Here is a 17,894-nt window from a genome sequence, read left to right on the forward strand (position 1 = left end):
AGTTACTTTTAGTATAGCATACTACAACTCATTTTCTTTACGCTTACGTGTTAATTTTATAATCTCATTTTCTGTAAAATACGTTAATAAATGCGCATGGCATGTAAAGAAGATAACTTGTCTATCTTTCGCAATTTCTTTTATAAGTTCAATCGTTCGATTCGTCCTTACCGCGTCAAAATGTACGAAGCTATCATCAATAATAAATGGATAGTCATGCTCAAACGTTTTCGCTAGCGCGAATCGCAATGATAAATATAACTGCTCCGCTGTCGCTTGGCTTAGTTCATGACTGTAAAAACGCATACCATCGTTACGTTCGACAATGAACGGTTCCGCTTCTGACGGTGAGAATATTTTACTATATCTCCCGCCTGTTAAATACACGAAATACTCTTCGGATTTTTGTAAAATACGCGGCAAATGCACTTCATGATAATATTGCTTCGTTTTCGTTAATACTGTCTTTGCGGCCGCATATGCAGCCCACTTCTTCACTTGTTCACGCACTTGCGCTTTTTTCATTTCCCACTCATGTAGTAAATCACCATACGTACTGCCTTCTTCTAAATTCGCAATTTCTATTCGATGCTTCGCAATACGCTCGGTCAGTTCTTTCTCCCCTGCAAGACAGTTTTGCGCGGCTGTAATTTCTTGCTTTAATTTTTCATCATAACCGTCAGCCTCATAATGCTCAGCTAATGACAAACTCGTTAAGCGCTGTTCTAACAAATCAATTTGAGGTAATAAACGCCCCACTTGCTTATCCGCGTCTTCACGTTTCTCTGCCAATTTTCCTGCTTCTAAAAACATCTCTTCATCTGTAGATTCTGCGATATGCCATAACCCATCTCGCTCTACTAGTAGTTGTTTTAATTGCTGCTGCATGAACTCATATTCTTCTTGCCATTCCGCCAGCTTCTCTTTCAGCTGCTTACAAGTTTGACGCTTCTCTTTTTCATTTTGCATACGACTTTGCGCCTCATGCAAATTACTATACTCTTTACTACCGATAACAGTTTCTAGTTTATGCTCAAAGTGCGAAATCATTTCATACAATGAAGATTTCCGCTCGCCTTGTTTATCTAGCTCACGATATAATTGCTGCATTTTTTCAATACGCTCAAACGCTGGCAATATGTGTGCATACGTATAAAATTCAGGGAACATATAGCGCGTTTTATACGCACCTACTTGTTCTCCTATTTGGAAAGTTTCTCTCTCCCATTCTTCATAAGATGAAACGACTTTATCATAAGCACGTTCCATTTGCTGCAACTTATACGACTCACGCTCAAATAGCTTACGAATCTCTTCATCTTTTTCTAACTGATAACGAACAGACATCGCTTCTTCACTTTGACGCCCGCCAGCACTTTGCTGAAGAGTAAGAAGCTCTTCTTGTAATCCACCCGAAGGATCTTTATATAAAACGAGTGCTAAAACAATCCCTACAAACACAATCACACTAATAAATAACAGCACGCGGTTATCTATAAATAGACTCGTGAATAAAACAAGCGTGTTAATAAGAAGTAACAGAAGACAAATTCTTTGCCACTGTTTTTTCTTTTGCTGAGCTGCCCCTGCTTTTTCCTCATACTTGCGCTTCATTCTCTCTGCGCCCATTCCTAAAAATGCCGCATCCTGAAATGATTTTTCTTTCTCAACTAACGTATTTTTTTCTTCATCAGCTAACATTTGCTGGCTGATTTGTCTTATATTTTCTTCTTGCTCTTCTAATTGCTCCTGAGCCGTTTTAAAACGTTCATCTAGTTGTGCTTTTTGCGATTCTAATTCACGCGCCTTTTGCACAGTTTGCATAATTAATTCTTTCGTCGCTAAACTTATATCAAACGAAAGAACAGTCTCTTGTTCAAAAGTAGCGCCAATTTGTTGCTGTAGTTCTGCGATTTCTTCTTTTATATTCGCAATACTTCCCGTCATATCACGCATTTCTTGGCGTGCATTTTCATAAGACATATGCTGCATACGAAGTTCTTCTACGTAACTTTCTTTTTGTAAAAATGCTTCATCTATTTCTGTGGAATCAATTTCTGATTGCACTGTTTCTATCTTTTTTTGAAGTGAATCTACTTGTACTTGGAGCGGTTCTATCTTTGCCTTTACCGCCTCATAGCGCGCCATTCCGTTTACAGGAAACTGCCCGTTCTCGTTTTCTAACACTTTCTCGTGCGTACTCTTTTCAATAACGAGAGGCTCAAGCGCCGCTAATATTTCATAGTCTTGCTTTCGTCTTTCGGCTGACTCTTTTTCCGCACGAACAGAAGCAAGTTTCTCTTCACTTTCTTTTAACTGCTCGACTTGTTTTTCATACGTGCCAATTTTCCCTTGCCATTCTTTCATCTTTTCCTCAATTTTCTTCATCTCTTGCAGTGACACGTTAATTTCAGGATTACGACCACTCGGCTTAAAGCGCTGATTCATTTCTTTTTCTAATTTTTTATCTAACTGCAATAACGCATCACTTCCGACTGCGCTGGCCGAAAATAAATAATTGCCGATATCCGCTTCGCCGAGCTGATGAATATTTTGAAGACCATGCATATCAAATGAAAAAACAGAATCAAATAAGCTTTCATTCACACCGCTTAATATATCGTTTAAAATATCTTCGCCGCCAGTTTTCCCGCCTTCAAAATAAACGGTCACCGCGCCTACTGCCGTCTTTGGCAATCGTTCAATTTTCAAACGGCCGTACTTCTCTGTTTGAACAGTCATCGCTCCGCCGTACTTCCCGCCTTCTTTCGGCTCATAACGGCGCTGTCCTCTCGTCGGAAAACCGAATAAAATACTTTTCATAAACGAGCGAATTGTCGATTTCCCCGCTTCATTTTCACCGTACAGTACCGTCAGCATTGACAGATCCATTTCCACATTTTCTAGTTTTCCATAGCCATAAATATGGAGTTTTTCAATTCTCATTTTTTATCCCTCTCTTGCTGGAATAATTGCTCTAAAATAATATTTTCCGCTTCCTTTTGAATCTCTTTCTTCTCTTCTTCCGTAAAAGCTTCAATGCTATTACGCGCTACAGGAGATGTCCAAATGGTGCGCAACACTCCGTCCATATTTGTGAAAGCTTCTAACTCTTTCAGCACACTACCGACGAAATGATTTTCTTCTTTCAAACGTTCAATTTCCGCAAAAGAAACCGTCTCGTTTTTCCACTTCATCGCATATACAAAGTCTTTTCGCTCTTCTCCCGCTGCTAAAATATGAAAAATCTCTTCCACGCGCTTGTCTTCACGCAAATAAGGAGCAAGTGGTCCCTGTCCTGTAAATATGACAGTTAAAAGCGTACCTTCCTCTTCTCTTCTGCATTCATTCATCGCACTTGACGCGCTCGTCATAAGATCATCAACAGTTTCAAGTCCATCAATATTCACTTCTATCTCATCCCACACAACATCCGCCGTATGGAAAAATGAACACTGCGATCCTTGTTTCGTGAGTTCAATAAGGTACGCACCCTTCTCGCCCGTCTCCTTACGATGACGCCCTTGTATATTACCTGGATAAATAATGTACGGCTCTTCTGATAAAATTTCACGTTTATGTATATGGCCAAGAGCCCAATAATCAAACTGCTTTTCCTTCAGCTCACGAATTTGAAACGGTGCATAGCGATTATGCTCTGCATCCCCTTCCACACTTCCGTGAAGCATTCCAATATGAAAAGGCGCATCACTCATTTTCGTATACTGCGCTGTCATATTATCCGTTACCGCTTGCTGCAAATAACTAAACCCGTAAATAGAAGCTACAAGCTCACCATTTTTATAAAATGACTTCTCTTCCACATAAGGCTCCGTAAACACGTGAACATTTTCCGGAAACTCAATCGCTGCCCAGCTTCCCCCTAAATGATCGTGGTTACCATGAATAATAAAAACGGGAATATCGTACTGCGAAAGTCTCTTCATTTGCTCACGCACAAACACTTGCGCCCTCAAACTTCTCGTCTCCGCATCATACAAATCCCCGGCTAGTAATACGAAATCAACGCGCTCTTGAATCGCTTTATCAACAATACGCTCGAACGATTCAAACGTACTCTGCTTCATTCTCTCCCAAACAGACTGTGGTACATTCATCTCCATCCCTTTAAACGGACTATCCAAATGCAAATCAGCCGCATGTATAAACTTCACTTGTTTCACAAATAACGATCCTTTCTATAGTTCAAAAGTTTCATCTTATCCGCATGAACACAAACAATAAATGCTCAATTGGCGAAAACTAGTAATAAGCAGGAAATAAAAAATCCCCCACTGATTAAAGTTTCACTTTACCCCGTATTAACGGGCAGTAGGCAAAGAAGCCAATCTGAAAGTAAACTGCCCATAAATACCCGATTGGTTCAACTAATAACTAGTGGGGATGAAAAGACTCTCCACTAGTTAAAGTTTCACTTTATTGTAACACGCAATGTCATATATTTCTTTGCATATTCTAGTGATTTATGACAAAATAGTTATAAGATTCTGATTTTAATTATTGGAGGGAATTTTCATGGGAGTATACGTTCTAACAGTCTTTGAAAAAGATGGTTCAAAAGCATTAGACGAATCATTCGAGGCAGCAACTGAAAAAGAAGCGAAAGCAAAAGGTGAATCTATTTTACAAGAAAAAGGATTGTACGAAAAAACACATCGCTGCACATCTTCTGCAGGTAAGCTCGTTTTATTCCAGCGCTAAAAAAAGAAGCGTCATCCGCTTCTTTTTCACTCTACTATATCTTCGTCACACCACGTAAACACCACATCTAGAATGCAATTACCGATACGTACGCGTTTATTCCATTTACCTGTTTGGATCTGATGTTGCAATTCCGCTTTCATCTTTTCCGTCCAGTCGTGAATCGTGTCACTACGGTCGTACGGATATACGCCTGGAAACTCTTCCTGCAGAAGATGCAAGCTCTCTGCATCAAAATGAAAATGGAAGAAGTAGTTTGCTGTAAGCGATGGTTCTTGCAATCGTAAAAAATGATCATCAACTTGCTTTCTATTTCGATAGAAAGTAAAGATATTCACCTTACCGCTCGTAATTTGGTCAATTTGAATTTCGTGCTTCTCTATAATCACGTCTTGCCCACCTCGTTATATACTACCCTTAGTATATATGTCTTTTGCAACAAAGTTAACCATTTTCGCGCGAAATTCATTTCCTTCATTATATTACCCGTACCTCCAAGTACAATCAGGACAAATAAACAAAGTTGAAGGGGAGCGATCACATGTATTTCGGAAGCAAAGGTTGGTATGTAAAAGAACTTAAAAAATTAGGGATTCGTACTTACGAAGGTAAAAAACTAGAATCTTATCGTACACATATTTTATCTAGTTTACTTGAGAGAATGAAGAAAGCTTCGGCTTAATAGATGTAGGAAGCGACTACGGTTGCTTCCTTTTTATTTACTAAATAAAAAGGAAATCATCATACCTTAACTTTACCGTTATACTTCCTTGATAGAAACCGCCCATTATCAACTGAATCTCTATTACCGAATACTCTTCCAGATAATCATTTGTATATATTTTAAATTCTCCATACTTATTAACCGGTCCGCTTCCAACATACATATCGCCACTCGTTATGACAATTGTTGAATGAGGTTCTGCACGGCCCAATACACAATTATCACCATATTCCACAGAATCTATCGTTATTTTTTGATGCATATTATTAACTGAACCTATACAGTTCTTATTACACAAATTAATATCTCTTTCTTCAGCCCTCGATAGCGCTCGATTCCTACTAGTCTTTTCTGAAGAGAAAGCAACATTCCCCAGCCAACTAAACCTATCAAATGTAGTAATAGGTAGAAACATCTACGTTAACTCCCCCATTCTTCCAATACTTCCATCTCATTTTTTATCAACTACGGTCTTTTAATGAACTTACAGCAATACGTTTTATGTTGGGGTAAAAGAAAACAGCTTTGGTTTTCCATTCAATTTCGCACTGTTAATTTGTACAGAACACATAGAATACTGTTTTTCACCCCAGATGTAATGACAACACCACACAAAAGAAACCAAGATCCATTAAATGTAAATCCACCTTCAAATATATTAATAATAATTATGTTGCCAATTATTAAGAGAATCCATGAAATGGAATACTGTTTTCCATTTGTAATATATAAAATTTCATCCTCATAACAGACTGTAATTCCCCCACCTTGCCAAACACCAATAGCGAAAGAAAAAAGCGTAACTGCCAGTAGCTCTGCTTGTAAATCCCTAGTTATTGGTTGCGGCGCCGTATAAGTAATACTCCCTATCATCATGAGAAAAGTTATAATATCTATCCAGTTTATTTTTCTTTGTTTGCTTTGCAGCCAAATAAAGAAAATTAATACAGGAATTAAAAGCAAAGTTTCCATTTAATTATTCTTCTTCCTTTCCTACATTAGAAACGTCTATAATTGTAATGCAATTAGATTGTTCTTAAATCTCTCATACTTTCTGAAGCATAACATGAGAAAGAAATAAAAAAATCGTACAAAAGGGCAAGCCTATAATGTACGATTGGGCATATATAATGTTTTAAAAATGAATTAACTTCCTTTCAATAGATACAGCTACTGCTTCTGACCGTGAATTAACACCTAATTTATTGTATATATTTGTTAAATATGCTTTTACCGTTCGCTCAGCTATTCCCATATCAAATGCAATTTCTTTATTCTTATATCCGCGCGCAATAGCTTTCAGCACAAACAATTCTTTAACCGTTAAGTTATTTTCTGCACCCTTATCAGCATGTACTTCTTTCCTTTTATACTTCACTATCTTTTCCATAATATTTGGTTGTAGTAAAATCTCACCTCGAATAGCCGCTTCCAATGTTCGAAACAAATTCTCACGATCCGTATCTTTTAGCAAATATCCTTTTGCCCCTAACTCAATTCCCTTTAACATTAATTCATCTTCGTTATAAGTAGTTAATATAATAATCGGCGTATGGTTTTGTTTTTCATTCAAAGCCTCAATTGTTTCTAAACCACTCATTTTAGGCATATTCAAATCCATTAAAATGACATCAGGTTTCTTCTTTTCTATGAAAGAAAGGGCTTCTTCTCCGTTTGCAGCCTCACCTATAATTTGAAATGAATCACTCGTTTCTATTATTAATTTCAGACCTTCTCTTACAACAAAATGATCATCTACAATTAATACGTTATGCTTCATGGCTATCTCCTTCTTTATTTATAGGCACTTGAATATACACTTTCGTACCTTTCATCTTTTCACTCAATATATGTATTTCTCCCTTAATCAATCGAACACGCTCATTTAGACCAATTAAACCATAATGTCCAGGATTCTTACCGATATATCTAGTGTCAAAACCAATTCCATTATCTTCAACTTCAATAGTAAGTTTTTCAAGATCATCGATATATTCAACATTTAAATTTACATCTGCTGCCTGTGAATGTTTTGCGATATTCGTTAAACATTCACTAATTACATATAAACAGTGCTCTTTTACTACGCTTGAAATGTACGGTGGACTTTGAATAGTAAGTCTCACATGTATAGACGTAGCTTCAGAAAAACGTTGAACCTCTTCCTTTACTGCTCCATTAAATGAATTAGTAGTATGACGCAAATCATCAATAACCAACCTTGCATCATGTAAAGTTTGTCTCGCTCTTATCATAGTTTGTTTCATAATCTCTTGAGATCGTCCTGTATTCCCCTTTTGCATATGGGCATCTATCGCTTCCAATTGCATAATTAAGCTTGCTAAACCTTGCGCTAACGTATCATGTAAATCTCTTGCCATACGCTGCCTTTCATTAGCTAATGTCAATTCTTCCACTCTCATATATGCAGACTCTAACTCTTGAATATAGCTCTGTATACGATTACGTGCATCAAATTGCTGCTTATTAATATAAGAAAAAGGAATAATAATTGCTAACACTAAAAGAAACATAGAAATAAGAATAGCTAATTTATTCACACCATAATTGATACTAATTGCTGCACAAAATATTGCATACATAAGAGTAAAAACTGCCATTACTTTAAATATATTGTTATAAACATATAAACTTTGGGCGATTAAAATAGGAGTTAATCCAACAAAAATCGCTATCGAAGCATTTGTTGCAATAAACGCAGCCAAAAACACAATGAAAAGTTGTACAAAAAAGAAGTACAACAATTGCCTATTTTTTAATGAACTCGCATACCAATGAAAAATAGTATGAATAACAATGACTATTGTAAAGAAAAAACTATCCATAGAGAAAATATTATTACGAAATTCTAAAAGTACTGAAGCTATATATACGAGTGTAATCCATAAAATAATAAACCTTCTTGGAATAAATACCACTTCCAATACATTTGTATCCAAATCTATATTTAAACTTATTTTTTTCATATCTGACCTCCACTATTACATTATACAAGATGCAACTTACATTTTGATAAAGTGAAGGCTTTTACATACAGCCCGACTCCCACAAATAGCGGGATAATTCACTTATTCCTCTTCATCCTCATTACCAAATACAAATATGAAATATTGTATATCGAAATGCATTGATGTTTATGTAAGATTATTATTCAGCAATCCATACAATGCTACATAATTAATGTATATTTTAAAAGTTTGCACAATCAAAATCTCCTCAAAGTATAAACGACGACTTTCTGTTCCCTTTTATTTAGTGCTAATGAAATAATCATTTAAACCAAAAATGCTATAATTAACCCAATCAAACTAAGGGGGAACGTTTATCTTGCACGGAAAATACATTCAATTTCATAAGTTTGGTAACCCAAAAGATGTATTACAAGTTGAATATAAAAATATAGAACTATTAAAAGATAATGAAGTTTTAGTTCGTATGTTAGTTAGACCGATTAATCCATCTGACTTAATTCCCGTAACCGGAGCGTACGCCCATAGGATCCCTTTACCTAACATACCTGGTTATGAAGGGGTTGGTATTGTAGAAGATGTAGGCGCGGGCGTTACTAGAGATCTTATCGGTAAACGTGTTTTACCGTTACGCGGAGAAGGTACTTGGCAAGAGTATGTGAAGACATCAGCTGATTTTGTAGTTCCTATTCCTGATTCCATCGATGATTTCACAGCGGCACAAATGTATATTAATCCCCTTACGGCGTGGGTCACATGCACAGAAACGCTAAACTTAAAACAGAATGACGTTTTATTAGTAAATGCTTGTGGATCCGCTATTGGTCATCTTTTTGCTCAATTATCACAAATTTTAAACTTCCGATTAATTGCAGTTACGAGAAATAGTAAACATACAGAGGAATTACTTCAGCTCGGTGCTGAATATGTAATAGATACTTCCACTGCCCCACTTTATGAAACAGTTATGGAGTTAACAAACGGGCTTGGTGCAGATGCAGCGATTGATTCTATCGGAGGACCGGATGGAAATGAATTAGCTTTCTCCTTACGTCCAAACGGGCGCTTTTTAACGATCGGCCTTCTATCAGGAATACAAGTTAACTGGGCAGAGATTGTCACGAAAGCAAAAGTGCACGCGAACATATTTCATTTACGACATTGGAATAAAGAAGTATCACCATATAAATGGCAAGAAACGTTTCGTCACTTAATTCGCTTAGTGGAAAACAAGCAATTACGTTTTATGCCGGTACATTCTACATATGACTTAGCGGATGTGAAAACAGCGGTTGATGTCGTGCAGTCTGCTGAGAAAACGAAAGGGAAAGTGTTTTTGACGAGTTAGTAAATGCTATTGAAAGATCTATTTTGATTGATTTTTTCAAAATAGATTTTTTTATGTCTTATAAACCCTATTTTAGTATCCCGCTTCAACTACCTAAAAAATAACATTGTCAACAGACCTTAAATTGGTTATTATAAAAGCGAATATAACAGGAGATGAGCAGATGAATATAAACGAAAAGAAATCTTTTTCAAAAGTTTCTCGCCGAAAATTAGTCGATGAAGTATTGGAACGTTTACAAGAAAAAATCTTTTCTGGCGAGTATGAAGTTGGTGATCGCCTCCCTACAGAGCCGCAATTAATGGAAGAGTTAGGTGTAGGACGTTCAACGCTGCGAGAAAGCATAAAGATATTAGTACATGCTGGCATATTAGAAGTTCGACAAGGACAAGGTACTCGTATTGTTTCACTAAATACAACGCAAGATTCATTTGAAAAACGACTGCAAGCAGCTAATATTAATCATGTGTATGAAGCACGAAATATGTTAGATAAAGAAGTAGCGATGTTAGCGTCACAGCGCCGAAGCGAAGAGGATCTTTTATACTTAAAAGGACATTTAAATAAAAGAAAAAATGCCCTTCAAGAAGGAAATTATGTAGCATACATAGATGCAGACATTCAGTTTCATCTAGCCATTGCAAAGGCGAGTAAAAACGAAGTTCTACTTGATTTATATCAATCTTTCGTACCTGCCCTTCGCCACATTTTAAGCCAATTAATATTAAATACAGCGAACTATGAAGATAACTCTGACATTCATGAAAAGTTATTCCAAGCTATTTTAAAACAAAATGCCGAAGAGGCACGAACATACGCTGTTCAAAATTTGGAGCTAAAATAAGCTCCTTATATATTACATTCAAACATCAGATGATATACTCAATAACATCTGATGTTTAAGAGAGGAGAAAATTAAATTGAAACATCGAGAACGCACTTATTTGTATATACTAGCACTATTTTTTGTTTCCATTAATTTACGTATCGGAATTACATCTGTTTCACCTTTATTAGAAACAATCCGACAAGACTTAAATATAAGCAATTTTTCCGTTAGTTTTTTAACAGCTATTCCTGTTTTTTGTATGGGGACATTCGCCTTACTAACTGGGAAGGTAATTAAAAAATATGGGGCAGAAAAAGCAATTATGGCTTGTCTTATTTTAATTGGCTTCGCAACATGTATGAGGGCTTTTACCTCTTCTATTGCCACATTATTCGCGAGCTCTTTATTTATCGGCATTGGAATTGCACTTGCAGGTCCGTTACTATCAGGTTTTATTAAAGAAAAATTCCCTACGAAAATCGGCTTAATGATTGGAATATATTCAGTAGGCATGGGAACTGGCGCTTCTTTAAGCGCAGGATTAACGATTCCTTTACAACATGTATTAAAAGACGATTGGAATATGGCACTCGCTTTTTGGGGTGTACTTACTATTATCGCTATTATATTTTGGTATCCGGTTATGAAACGAAAAAAGAATACGAGTACACGAGATAAGAAGAATAATAGCTTGCCTTTAAGAAATAAAAAAGCATGGTTGTTTACAATCTTTTTCGGACTACAATCAGGAATCTTTTATTCCATTACGACTTGGCTTGCGCCAGCAAATCAAAGTATGGGCGTAAGTGGCGAACAAGCAGGTACTCTTATAACCGTTTTTACAGTTATTCAAATGATATGCAGCTTTTTAATTCCAACATTAGCGGATATTTATAAAAACCGCGCACTTTGGTTATTAGGGAGTATATGCTTCGTACTCGCAGGTTTATCGCTTATGATTTATCCACTAACTACACCATGGATCCCTTCTATTTTACTAGGTATCGGGCTCGGCGGCGTATTTCCACTCGCTCTTATGCTACCGCTATATGAAACAAAAACTTCAGAAGATGCGAGTGCATGGACTGCTATGATGCAGTCAGGAGGATATATTATGGGCGGATTCATTCCTGTCCTAGCAGGAATCGCTCGTGATTATTTTAATAGCTATACGCAAGTTTTTATTATAATGGCACTTTTAAGCTTCCTTTTATTCCTATTAACTTTAGTCATGAATAAAAGGAAAAGAAATGCAGAAGATCTTGTCTCCGCTTAAATTTCAAATGTTAATATATGGTATAATTTAATTAAAAACGAAAGGAGCTTCTAACATGTGGTTCATTTCGGCAATCGCGCCTGTTGTAATAGTTGGTGGAATTATAGTATTTGTAATTAAAAGATTGGAACATAAATATAAGAACGGAAAATTAGGTAAGAAAAAATCTCAAAAAGCTCAACTGTTATTAGATAGTTTAATACCTATGGGAATGCTTGTTGGCTGTATGATTGGTTTGATTTTCGGTATGTTTTTTCCGGATTCCTCACTACTTTCCATTAGTTTAGGATCTGGAATAGGCTATTTATTTGGTTATTTCGCCTATGAAATTTATAGCAAGACAGGAAACAACTTTTCATAATCCAAAAAGAATCATCGGGACAGTACATAGTAGTCATATACAATATGTACTGTCCTTTATTTTTGCATCAACACTATCACCTTACCTTTCACATCCTATACACCTTTTTTATTGATTTTCCTCTCCTCCCTCTTTTATATATCCGCTTTTTTGTTTTCATTGTAAATTCCTCTTAACCACCTTTAAAGTTATCCATATCACTCATTCTCTCCTTACCCCAAATAACAATTTTATTATTTATCATAAAGTTAACACTCTCGTTAAACATATATAAAGATTGTTGTATTTCTTACTTTTCTCCTTGAAAACAATATATACTACATTTGAAATAAGTGGGTACGTCTGCTTATTATCTAAATTCCCGTGCAATACCCCCTCACGAAATGCTAGGAGCAATCCTAGCATTTTTTACAATAACGTTTTGCTTATTTTAAACATATGTACAGTATAGTTTTTTCAGCTTATCCTTTAAGCGGTTATATCATTTTAGCGAGCCAGTACATTCGCCATCATCTTATTTTTTGTACTTATAATACGCCATCAACTCTTCTTCATTTTAACTTTAATCACGAAACAAAAAAATCCCCTTAAAGCATAAGCTTCAAGGGGTGAGCCTGTATTTTTACTTACTTATATACGTACAGCTGTACCACTTACAGCAACCATTAACATTCCATCACGAACAACTTCATAATCTACGTCAATACCAACGATAGCGTTCGCACCTTTTTGTTTTGCAAGTTCTTTCATTTCATCCATTGCGATATCACGAGCTTCTTTTAGCTTGCTTTCGTAAGAACCAGCACGACCACCGACAACATCACGAACGGAAGCAAATAAATCACGAACAATATTTGCACCCATAATAGCTTCACCATTTACAATATCAATATACTCAATAATTTCTTTACCTTGGATTCCAGACGTTGTTGTTACAATCATGACTGACACTCTCCTAATAACTTATAGTTTTTTGATTAGCTTTCTTATGTCTTTATTATGACATGGAAAAAGTATCTAATCTATTGAATTACCTTACATGAATGTGACAATTTTGTAAGAATGAAACGTCTATTATTTTTAATAAAGCGCTTTAACATTAGGATATATAAACGATTTTCTATTTTCTTTCCAGTCCTTTTCTACTTCTTTAAAGGTTGGTCGCCCTAATTCTTCATTGTTTTCATGTTTACTAAACCATTTCTTCACATACTTCTCTCCATTTTTATTTTGAACCGTACAAAGGAAACTATTACTACTATCCTTTAATATTTTTACAATCACGAAAAGACACCCTTCCCTTTTCAATAAAGTGAAACTTTAATCAGCCCTCACCAATCGGGCTTTTACGGGCAGCCCGACCCCCACCTAACTTCTTTGCTTTCACTGAATTTTGAGGTGGGGGTCTTACTGCCCACAAATAGCGGGATAACAGAATAGAACTTGATCTTTTACTATAAGCCCTTCCTCTCTTATAGTCATACGACTCCTCGGCCGCGCCAAAGTTGTAAGATCAAAAAACGATATTCACTATGTTTATATTTTGCATAATTGATATGTGAAGTAAATATTATTTAAAGAAATCAGAGTTATAGGCATTATGCTTATCAAATATTTTATAGATTTCTAACTTATCATCTAATTTTGCATCTACTAAAATTAATATATTTCCATCGTAAATGTATTCTTCATATTTTTTAGCATGTTCTTCGGGAATTCCTAATCCGATAAATGCTCCTATTAAACTTCCAGCTCCTCCGCCAATACCGGCTCCTCCAATAGCTGCTACGATTGGACCCATTCCAGAAACAGCAAGTATACCAAGACCCGTTAATAAACCACCAAGTCCTCCTGCGACTCCTCCTGCTACAAGACCTGTTGCTGAAAAGATATCCGCTTTATGTGCAGTTTCATTATTCACTTTTTCACCCGATTTTTCTTCCAGATATTCAATTTCCTTTTGATCCTTCGCAATAGCTGAAATGTTATCTTTTGCATATCCTTTTTCATTTAATTCATTAATAACGAATGCCGCATCATCAATTGTTCTAAAAATACCTACTATTTTTCTATCTACATCCATAACTATTAACCTCCTAAAGTTTTATATAATGTATCTTTATCTTTCTTCATTTCTGTATACACTAACCTTCTTATTAACATAACCATTTACGAAAAAAGCGAATAGTAAAAGCATTACAAGCGAACTACTTAACAAGTAAATTAAATCAAATGTAATATCAATCATCATTTCATTCATGTATACCAGACTCCTTTTTATTTAAAGTAAAAGTATATTTTGATAGACTAATCTACTAAACATAGAAATCTTACAATTCATCTTCAGTCAATCTCTTTGTAGTATATGTATACCCTTCGTAACCCTTTCTAAACCTAAAAAACTATAATTATATTTTTCTTATTTATATGTTTAACATTTTTTAAAACGGGTATGTTTATATTGTTATGCTTACTATACAGAAAGGAATATTTCGATGAATGCAATCCAATCTACTACTATTCTTTATAATGAAACACCTACAATAAAGCAGATTCATCATTTTTATGCTTTAATGACAACATTTCAAACTAATCTATTTATAAGTAAACACGGAACACTTACTTCTATTAAAAGCTTAAGCACATTAATATCCTTTTTCCTTACTGTAAAAAAGAGAGAGCTTGTATTATTTATCTTTGAAGGAATAGATGCAAAAAAAGCTTTAAGAACACTCTTTCCTTCTTAAAAGTTTTATTATCCCCCTATTCCCTCGATCGTTACTTTTCATATATGTTTTTATATTTCAAAATGATTTCCTCTATTCAAAACGAGACCCCCTAATACAATAGGGGGATTTCTAGTTTGGCCTTATGAAAACTGATATAATATATATTACGTTTTTCATTCTTTACAATAGAAAACTTTTAATAATCTTGAAGGTAGGAATTTTTAATGAAATCGAAAGCAAAATTTAGTATTCGCTACAAAATTATGGCTGGTTATTTAGTTATGATTTTGTTCTTACTTATTTCTTTCATTATGTTAAACAATGAGATTTCCAATTTACAAAAATCTCGTAATTTTATTATTGATCACGATTTTAAAGTTCTTAATTTAACGAATCAAGTGGAGAAAGAATTGCTAACAATTGAAAATAAAGCGAAAGGATTTATTACTTCTAATAACGCAAATTACGTGCAATCCCTGAACACTGCGGAAAAGGATTACGAAAAACATTATCAAGATCTTTTGGCTCTATTAGAGGATAACCCCTCTCAGCAAGAAAAATTAAAACAGATTAACGAAAATATTAATAGTTGGATTAATAAAGAGATTCATCCATTAATTACAAATCATAATAGTAATAACATACAAGCAATCGACACGACTCAAATTCAGTCATTACAATCGCAGCTAACTAACTTCCGTGGTGTAGAGGAGCAACTAACGAAAAAAAGAGCTGCACAATTAGATACTGAAAATAATAAATTAGAGATTTGGTTATACAGTTTATTGTTCTTACTTTCTTGTATTTCTATTATCATTTCACTCTATATTTCGAATTCCATTACAAAAACGATTAAAAACGTAATTCAAGCTATTAAATCCATTTCTTCTAAAGAAAAAATTACTGAAAGAATTCATGTAAACACGCGGGATGAAATAAAAGAGCTTGCTCATACAACGAACCACCTACTAGACGAAATATCTAAAAGAGAGTGGTTACAAACCGAGCTTGCAGAATTAATTTTAATGTATCAAGGTGTACCTTCTATTGAGATGTTAGGTAAAAAAATTCTTAGTGGAATTATACAAAAAACGCAAACCTCTTGCGGTGCATTCTATGTACGTGAAGAAGTTGAAGAAACTGTCTACTATGTGAAGAAAGCTTCTTTCGCCGATCAAGGTTCTGATATTGGAAAACAATCCATTAAAATGGGTGAAGGTTTAATTGGGCAATGTGCTTTAGAAAAACAAAGCTTTATTCTTCGAGAAATACCAGAAGAATTTCGTTATGTCACTAGCGGTTTATTAGAAATACGCCCTCAAAACCTACTAGTCATCCCTATCTTATTTGAAGATGAAGTGATCGCAGTAATGGAGTTAGTAAGTGTAACTGAGATTTCAGACTTACATCAAGATTTAATTCAACAAACCGTTGATAACCTAGGTCTAACAATCCATAGTATTATGGGACGTATGCGAATTCAAACGCTTTTACATGAATCACAAGCAATGACGGAGGAGTTACAAGTTCAATCAGAAGAATTGCAAACGCAAGCTGAAGAACTACAAATGCAAGCCGAAGAATTACGAACAACGAATGAACAACTAGAGTCTAGAACTGAAGAGGCTGAACAAAAGACAACTGATTTAGAAATTACTAAATCAGAATTAGAAGAAAAAGCAAGCGAAATATTACGTAGTTCAAAATACAAATCAGAATTCCTAGCAAATATGTCCCATGAATTACGAACACCGTTAAATAGTATTTTACTATTATCTGAAATGTTAAGAGAAAATCATGATAACCATTTATCCGATGATGAAATTGAATTAGCAACCGTCATTCATTCATCAGGAAAAGATTTACTTACTCTAATTAATGACATACTAGATTTATCTAAAGTAGAAGCCGGAAAACTAGACGTCATTTTTGAAGCAACGAACATAAGTGACATGGCAGCAAATATGCAGCAAAACTTTTTACATATTGCTGCACAAAAAAATGTCGAACTTACTATTGCAGACAGTGATATTATTCCTGATTTATTTTATACAGATGCAAAACGGATTGAACAAATTATTAAAAACTTATTATCCAATGCATTTAAATTCACGGAAAAAGGATCCGTCTCTTTACATTTCAATTCGATAGAAACAACCAATTTGAGTCATGATATGCAGTCTATAAGTAAAGATTGGATGACAATTTCAGTAAAAGATACTGGTATTGGTATCGCTACAGAACAGCATCAACTCATTTTCGAAGCCTTTCAACAGGCAGATGGAGCAACGATTCGGAAATATGGTGGTACAGGCTTAGGTTTATCTATTTGTAAAGAGTTTGCTAGATTATTAGGCGGTTGGATTACGTTAGAGAGTAATTTAGGAGAAGGCAGTACTTTCACAGTATATATTCCTAACCTTCCAAATGGGTTAAATGATATACAGTTATCCAGTTTAGAAGTCGCAGCAACGATAGATGACGTTATTCCTGCTGAAGTTGTTGAAGAACCTATAGTTACTCCAGAAACAAATAACGTCTTTCAAGAGAAAACCATTTTAATTGTCGATGATGATCATCGAAATATATTTGCATTACAAAATGCTTTAGAAAAACAACATGCCAACATTATTACTGCACAAAACGGTATAGAGTGTTTAGAAATACTTAAAAACAATACAAATATTGACCTTATCTTAATGGATATTATGATGCCGAATATGGACGGTTATGAAACGATGGAAAATATCCGAACAAATTTAGGGTTACATGAAGTACCTATTATTGCATTAACTGCTAAAGCAATGCCAAATGATAAGGAAAAATGTTTATCTGCTGGCGCTTCAGATTATATAAGTAAACCATTAAATTTACATCAACTCTATTCGGTAATGAGTGTATGGTTAATAAAATAA

General features: G+C 35.0%; 19 protein-coding genes. 8 read left to right on the forward strand and 11 right to left on the reverse strand.

Annotated features, from left to right (window positions below):
* Window positions 1-21: 21 nt before the first annotated feature.
* Both B5P40_RS08085 and B5P40_RS08090 read right to left on the reverse strand, forming a co-directional pair.
* Window positions 22-2,946 (reverse strand): ATP-binding protein, encoded by a 2,925-nt coding sequence (locus tag B5P40_RS08085; protein ID WP_113709093.1) that lies wholly within the window; start codon window positions 2,944-2,946, stop codon window positions 22-24.
* Window positions 2,943-4,184 (reverse strand): metallophosphoesterase family protein, encoded by a 1,242-nt coding sequence (locus B5P40_RS08090; protein WP_002168976.1) that lies wholly within the window; start codon window positions 4,182-4,184, stop codon window positions 2,943-2,945. The genes B5P40_RS08085 and B5P40_RS08090 overlap by 4 nt, the downstream gene beginning before the upstream one ends.
* A 352-nt stretch (window positions 4,185-4,536) precedes the next feature.
* On the opposite strand from B5P40_RS08090, the gene B5P40_RS08095 reads away from it, so the two are divergent.
* Window positions 4,537-4,722: a YhzD family protein gene (locus tag B5P40_RS08095; RefSeq protein ID WP_000539551.1), complete on the forward strand. Its 186-nt coding sequence runs from the start codon at window positions 4,537-4,539 to the stop codon at window positions 4,720-4,722.
* A 26-nt stretch (window positions 4,723-4,748) separates the two neighbouring features.
* On the opposite strand, the gene B5P40_RS08100 is transcribed toward B5P40_RS08095, so the two are convergent.
* On the reverse strand, window positions 4,749-5,111 hold the full coding sequence (locus B5P40_RS08100; protein ID WP_012260487.1) for a hypothetical protein: 363 nt from the start codon (window positions 5,109-5,111) through the stop codon (window positions 4,749-4,751).
* 152 nt (window positions 5,112-5,263) lie between these two features.
* On the opposite strand from B5P40_RS08100, the gene B5P40_RS08105 reads away from it, so the two are divergent.
* Entirely contained in the window at window positions 5,264-5,404 is a 141-nt protein-coding gene (locus B5P40_RS08105; RefSeq protein ID WP_000273535.1) for a YflJ family protein, read from the forward strand.
* A 40-nt stretch (window positions 5,405-5,444) separates the two neighbouring features.
* On the opposite strand, the gene B5P40_RS08110 is transcribed toward B5P40_RS08105, so the two are convergent.
* The 4 genes from B5P40_RS08110 to B5P40_RS08125 form a co-directional block, all read right to left on the reverse strand.
* Window positions 5,445-5,861, reverse strand: a complete 417-nt coding sequence (locus B5P40_RS08110) for a hypothetical protein (protein WP_012260486.1) — start codon at window positions 5,859-5,861, stop codon at window positions 5,445-5,447.
* A 122-nt stretch (window positions 5,862-5,983) separates the two neighbouring features.
* Entirely contained in the window at window positions 5,984-6,418 is a 435-nt protein-coding gene (locus tag B5P40_RS08115) for a hypothetical protein (RefSeq protein ID WP_002011089.1), read from the reverse strand.
* A 163-nt stretch (window positions 6,419-6,581) separates the two neighbouring features.
* Window positions 6,582-7,226: a response regulator gene (locus B5P40_RS08120; protein WP_002188596.1), complete on the reverse strand. Its 645-nt coding sequence runs from the start codon at window positions 7,224-7,226 to the stop codon at window positions 6,582-6,584.
* Window positions 7,216-8,433, reverse strand: a complete 1,218-nt coding sequence (locus tag B5P40_RS08125; RefSeq protein ID WP_002188594.1) for a sensor histidine kinase — start codon at window positions 8,431-8,433, stop codon at window positions 7,216-7,218. The genes B5P40_RS08120 and B5P40_RS08125 overlap by 11 nt, the downstream gene beginning before the upstream one ends.
* Window positions 8,434-8,794: 361 nt before the next feature.
* On the opposite strand from B5P40_RS08125, the gene B5P40_RS08130 reads away from it, so the two are divergent.
* From B5P40_RS08130 to B5P40_RS08145, 4 genes are all read left to right on the forward strand, one after another.
* Window positions 8,795-9,784, forward strand: coding sequence for a zinc-dependent alcohol dehydrogenase family protein (locus B5P40_RS08130; protein WP_113709094.1), 990 nt, complete (start codon window positions 8,795-8,797; stop codon window positions 9,782-9,784).
* A gap of 163 nt (window positions 9,785-9,947) precedes the next feature.
* Complete coding sequence (locus B5P40_RS08135) at window positions 9,948-10,628, forward strand: FadR/GntR family transcriptional regulator (protein ID WP_113709095.1); 681 nt, start codon at window positions 9,948-9,950, stop codon at window positions 10,626-10,628.
* Between the two features lie 70 nt (window positions 10,629-10,698).
* Window positions 10,699-11,889, forward strand: coding sequence for an MFS transporter (locus B5P40_RS08140; protein ID WP_113709096.1), 1,191 nt, complete (start codon window positions 10,699-10,701; stop codon window positions 11,887-11,889).
* Between the two features lie 55 nt (window positions 11,890-11,944).
* Window positions 11,945-12,250 carry a hypothetical protein gene (locus B5P40_RS08145; RefSeq protein ID WP_113709097.1) on the forward strand — a complete coding sequence of 102 codons (306 nt, stop codon included), beginning with the start codon at window positions 11,945-11,947 and terminating at the stop codon, window positions 12,248-12,250.
* Between the two features lie 630 nt (window positions 12,251-12,880).
* Here B5P40_RS08145 and B5P40_RS08150 read toward each other — a convergent pair.
* The 4 genes from B5P40_RS08150 to B5P40_RS32705 form a co-directional block, all read right to left on the reverse strand.
* Window positions 12,881-13,192: a YbjQ family protein gene (locus tag B5P40_RS08150; protein ID WP_000637510.1), complete on the reverse strand. Its 312-nt coding sequence runs from the start codon at window positions 13,190-13,192 to the stop codon at window positions 12,881-12,883.
* 138 nt (window positions 13,193-13,330) lie between these two features.
* Window positions 13,331-13,534, reverse strand: coding sequence for a DUF4028 family protein (locus tag B5P40_RS08155; protein ID WP_078176879.1), 204 nt, complete (start codon window positions 13,532-13,534; stop codon window positions 13,331-13,333).
* Window positions 13,535-13,820: 286 nt separating this feature from the next.
* The gene (locus B5P40_RS08160; protein ID WP_113709098.1) at window positions 13,821-14,333 is read right to left on the reverse strand and encodes a general stress protein; all 513 of its coding nucleotides are present in this window, start codon (window positions 14,331-14,333) and stop codon (window positions 13,821-13,823) included.
* A gap of 36 nt (window positions 14,334-14,369) precedes the next feature.
* Window positions 14,370-14,510: a hypothetical protein gene (locus B5P40_RS32705; RefSeq protein ID WP_002011076.1), complete on the reverse strand. Its 141-nt coding sequence runs from the start codon at window positions 14,508-14,510 to the stop codon at window positions 14,370-14,372.
* Window positions 14,511-14,745: 235 nt separating this feature from the next.
* On the opposite strand from B5P40_RS32705, the gene B5P40_RS08165 reads away from it, so the two are divergent.
* Window positions 14,746-14,997, forward strand: a complete 252-nt coding sequence (locus tag B5P40_RS08165; RefSeq protein ID WP_002168986.1) for a hypothetical protein — start codon at window positions 14,746-14,748, stop codon at window positions 14,995-14,997.
* Between the two features lie 206 nt (window positions 14,998-15,203).
* A complete protein-coding gene (locus B5P40_RS08170; protein WP_113709099.1) occupies window positions 15,204-17,894 on the forward strand; it encodes a response regulator in 2,691 nt (896 codons plus the stop codon).

The organism is Bacillus sp. SRB_8, assembly GCF_003264205.1.
In the GTDB taxonomy this organism is placed as follows: Bacteria; Bacillota; Bacilli; order Bacillales; family Bacillaceae_G; genus Bacillus_A; species Bacillus_A mycoides.

Coding starts and splice junctions, on each gene's coding strand:
- B5P40_RS08085 (WP_113709093.1), bottom strand. CDS start 2,946: ATGAGAATTGAAAAACTCCATATTTATGGCTATGGAAAACTAGAAAAT.
- B5P40_RS08095 (WP_000539551.1), top strand. CDS start 4,537: ATGGGAGTATACGTTCTAACAGTCTTTGAAAAAGATGGTTCAAAAGCA.
- B5P40_RS08105 (WP_000273535.1), top strand. CDS start 5,264: ATGTATTTCGGAAGCAAAGGTTGGTATGTAAAAGAACTTAAAAAATTA.
- B5P40_RS08110 (WP_012260486.1), bottom strand. CDS start 5,861: ATGTTTCTACCTATTACTACATTTGATAGGTTTAGTTGGCTGGGGAAT.
- B5P40_RS08115 (WP_002011089.1), bottom strand. CDS start 6,418: ATGGAAACTTTGCTTTTAATTCCTGTATTAATTTTCTTTATTTGGCTG.
- B5P40_RS08120 (WP_002188596.1), bottom strand. CDS start 7,226: ATGAAGCATAACGTATTAATTGTAGATGATCATTTTGTTGTAAGAGAA.
- B5P40_RS08125 (WP_002188594.1), bottom strand. CDS start 8,433: ATGAAAAAAATAAGTTTAAATATAGATTTGGATACAAATGTATTGGAA.
- B5P40_RS08135 (WP_113709095.1), top strand. CDS start 9,948: ATGAATATAAACGAAAAGAAATCTTTTTCAAAAGTTTCTCGCCGAAAA.
- B5P40_RS08145 (WP_113709097.1), top strand. CDS start 11,945: ATGTGGTTCATTTCGGCAATCGCGCCTGTTGTAATAGTTGGTGGAATT.
- B5P40_RS08150 (WP_000637510.1), bottom strand. CDS start 13,192: ATGATTGTAACAACAACGTCTGGAATCCAAGGTAAAGAAATTATTGAG.
- B5P40_RS08160 (WP_113709098.1), bottom strand. CDS start 14,333: ATGGATGTAGATAGAAAAATAGTAGGTATTTTTAGAACAATTGATGAT.
- B5P40_RS32705 (WP_002011076.1), bottom strand. CDS start 14,510: ATGAATGAAATGATGATTGATATTACATTTGATTTAATTTACTTGTTA.
- B5P40_RS08165 (WP_002168986.1), top strand. CDS start 14,746: ATGAATGCAATCCAATCTACTACTATTCTTTATAATGAAACACCTACA.
- B5P40_RS08170 (WP_113709099.1), top strand. CDS start 15,204: ATGAAATCGAAAGCAAAATTTAGTATTCGCTACAAAATTATGGCTGGT.